The organism is Mycobacterium sp., from assembly GCF_052144515.1.
Taxonomy (GTDB): domain Bacteria; phylum Actinomycetota; class Actinomycetes; order Mycobacteriales; family Mycobacteriaceae; genus Mycobacterium.
Window position 1 is genome coordinate 1 of record NZ_JBKQQD010000059.1, and the last position, 3090, is coordinate 3090.

The 3090-nt window shown below is 67.3% G+C and carries 1 protein-coding gene; it reads right to left on the reverse strand.

Features of this window, described 5'->3' with window-relative positions:
- A partial coding sequence (locus tag ACLP9N_RS03070) for a polyketide synthase dehydratase domain-containing protein (protein WP_442406013.1) occupies positions 1–3090 on the reverse strand: 3090 nt, incomplete at both ends.

The following is a 3090-nucleotide window of genomic DNA, read 5'->3' on the forward strand; positions in this document are numbered from 1 at the left end:
CGGGCGTCAGCGACGTCACCACCGCATCATCAAGCACCCCGGCGGCATGGATCACCCCCGACAACGGATGTTGCACCGGAATATCGGCAATCACTTTGGCCAACGCCGCCCGCTCCGCCGCATCACACGCCACCACCTGCACCTGGGCGCCGGCTGCCTCCAACTCAGCGACCAATTCCGCAGACCCCGGCGCATCCGGACCACGCCGACTCACCAACATCAAACGACGGGCCCCATGACGGGCCACCACATGACGAGCCAACGCCGAACCCGCCATCCCAGTAGCACCGGTGATCAACACAGTGCCCGCCGCCCACGCATCCGGCATCGTCATCACGACCTTGCCCACATGGCGGGCCTGACTCAGATACCGCAACGCCGCAGGCGCACGTCGCACATCAAACCTCGTCACCGGCAACGGCCGCAGCACTCCGGCGTCAAACAGTTCGGCGAGGTCGAGCATGTACTGGTGCATCCGGGGACGGCCGGGCTCGAAGAGGTCGAAGGCGCGGTAGCGCACACCCGGGTACTCCTGGGCGATGGCTCCGGGGTCGCGGATGTCGGTCTTGCCCATCTCCAAAAACACCCCACCGGGGGCAACCAGCCGCAGCGATGCATCCACGAAATCACCGGCCAGCGAGTCCAGCACCACATCCACGCCACGCCCACCGGTGACCGCCCGGAACTTGTCCTCGAACTCCAGGCTGCGTGAATCAGAAATGTGGTCCTCATCAAAACCCATAGCCCGCAAGGTGTCCCACTTGCCGCGGCTGGCCGTGGCGAACACCTCCAACCCCAAGTGCCGGGCCAACTGCACCGCAGCCATCCCCACCCCACCAGCGGCGGCATGCACCAACACCCGCTGCCCCGGTTTAAGCCCGGCCGAATCCGAGGCTAGGTCCACCAGCGCGTAGAAGGCGGTGGCGAAAACCACCGAGGTGGTGGCGGCGGCAGTGCTCGACCATCCCGCCGGCACCTTCACCAGCAGTCGCTGGTCGGTGACGGCGACCGTTCCGGTGCCGTCCGGGAACAGGCCCATTACCCGGTCGCCCACCGCGAAACAGCCATCCTCCGAAGCGTTGTCGACGACGACGCCGGAGCCCTCAATACCCATGACCGCATCCTCCGGGTAGAGGCCCAAGGCGATCATGACGTCGCGGAAGTTGGCGGCGATGGCCGACAATGCGACCCGAACCTGCCCGGGCCCCAGTGGCGCGTCGGCGTCGGGAATGCGCTCCAACCTTAGATTCTCAAAGGTGCCGTAGCTGCTCATACCCAACCGCCAGGGTCCATCACCCGGCGGTACCAGGACACCGCTAACCGCCCGACTGCCATGCACCCGCACGGTGTAGACCGTTCCGCCGCGCAGCAACACTTGCGGCTCACCGGCAGCCAAAACAGCGGCTACCGCATCATTGGCTGGATCACCCAGGGGTGAATCGGAATCCACGAGCACGATCCGACCGGGATGCTCGGTCTGCGCCGACCGCACCAACCCCCACACCGCCGCGCCCGCCAAATCGGTGACATCTTCCCCCGCCAACCCCATTGCGCCCCGGGTCGCCACCACCAACACCCCGGCCCGGTCGCGGGCCAACCACAACTGCAGCACTGTCAGCACCGCACGCGTAGCCTCGTATACCTGCCCCAAGACGTCACCGACCACTGACGCCGACTCGAACACCACCGCCGATGGCTCAGCCACGGCGGTGTCCAACTCCGTTGCCCCCCAGGCGCACACCGATACCGGCTGCACCGTGGCTGACGGCTGTGCAGACCAGACCACCTCAAAGAGGCCGTCCGGACCCGAGTTCGACACTGCGGCCAGCAACTGCTGATCGGTCACGGGCCGGGCGACCATCGACGCCACCGAGAGCACCGGCAGCCCCAACCCATCGGCCAATTCGATGGACACTGCCGTGGGGGTACCGCCCGCTTGCGGGGGAGGGCCCACCGGCACGATCCGCGCCCGTACCGCCGCCGCACCGGCGGCATGCAACGACACCTGCTGCCAGGAGAACGGCACTAATATCGAACCTTCGTCAGCCCCCGTGCCCTCGACACCATTGGAGGCCAAGATCACCGCATGCAATGCCGCGTCCAGCATCACCGGGTGGACCCCGAACCCGGCCACGGATACACCGGCGTCCGCGGGGAGCGTCACTTCGGCGAATACTTCATCGCCGCGACGCCACATCGAGGTCAAGCCTCGGAATGCGGGCCCGTACCCATACCCACGCTCGGCCAGCCGTTCGTACCCGTCGCCTACGTCCACTGGGACCGCACCCACCGGCGGCCACACGGACAGATCCGCGCTCGGCTGCATCGACCCTGGCCGCAGCACGCCCTCGGCGTGCAACAACCAGCCGGAACCAGTCTCGGCACGCGAGAACACCGACACCGCACGAACACCTGAGTCGTCCGGGCCGCCAACCACTACCTGGACCGCCACCGATCGACCAGAAGCCCCAGCCGGCAACACGAGCGGCGCCGCCAAATTCAGCTCGTCGACAATTCCGCAGCCCACCTCGTCACCGGCGCGGATCGCCAACTCCACGAACCCCGCGCCCGGGAACAGCACCCCGCCACCATCGGCGTGATCGGCCAACCAGCCCTGCGCGCTGGGCGACAACCGACCCGTCAGCACCACCCCGCCCGATGCCGGCAGCTCCATCACCGCGCCCAGCAACGCGTGCTCGCTGGCCACCAGTCCCAAACCAGCAGCATCGGCGACGGCTCCATCGCCACAGAGCCAAAACCGCCGCCGCTCAAAGGCATACGTGGGCAATTCCACGAAATTGGCGTTGCCGAGCACGCCACGCCAGTCCACGTCCATCCCGGCGACAAACCCCTGCGCGATCGCATTCGTCAGGGTTGCCGGCTCCGGGCGGTCTTTGCGCAGCGCGGACATCGTTGTTGCCGCTTCTGACGCCAGCGATTCTTCGATAGCCGCAGTCAGGCTGCTCGGCCCGACTTCCAAGAACCGGGTTGTCCCGGCCGCATGTACGAAGCGGACGCTGTCGGCGAACCGCACCGCGCCCCGGACGTGCCGCTGCCAGTAGGCCGCGGTCCCGAAGTCGTCCTCCGCCT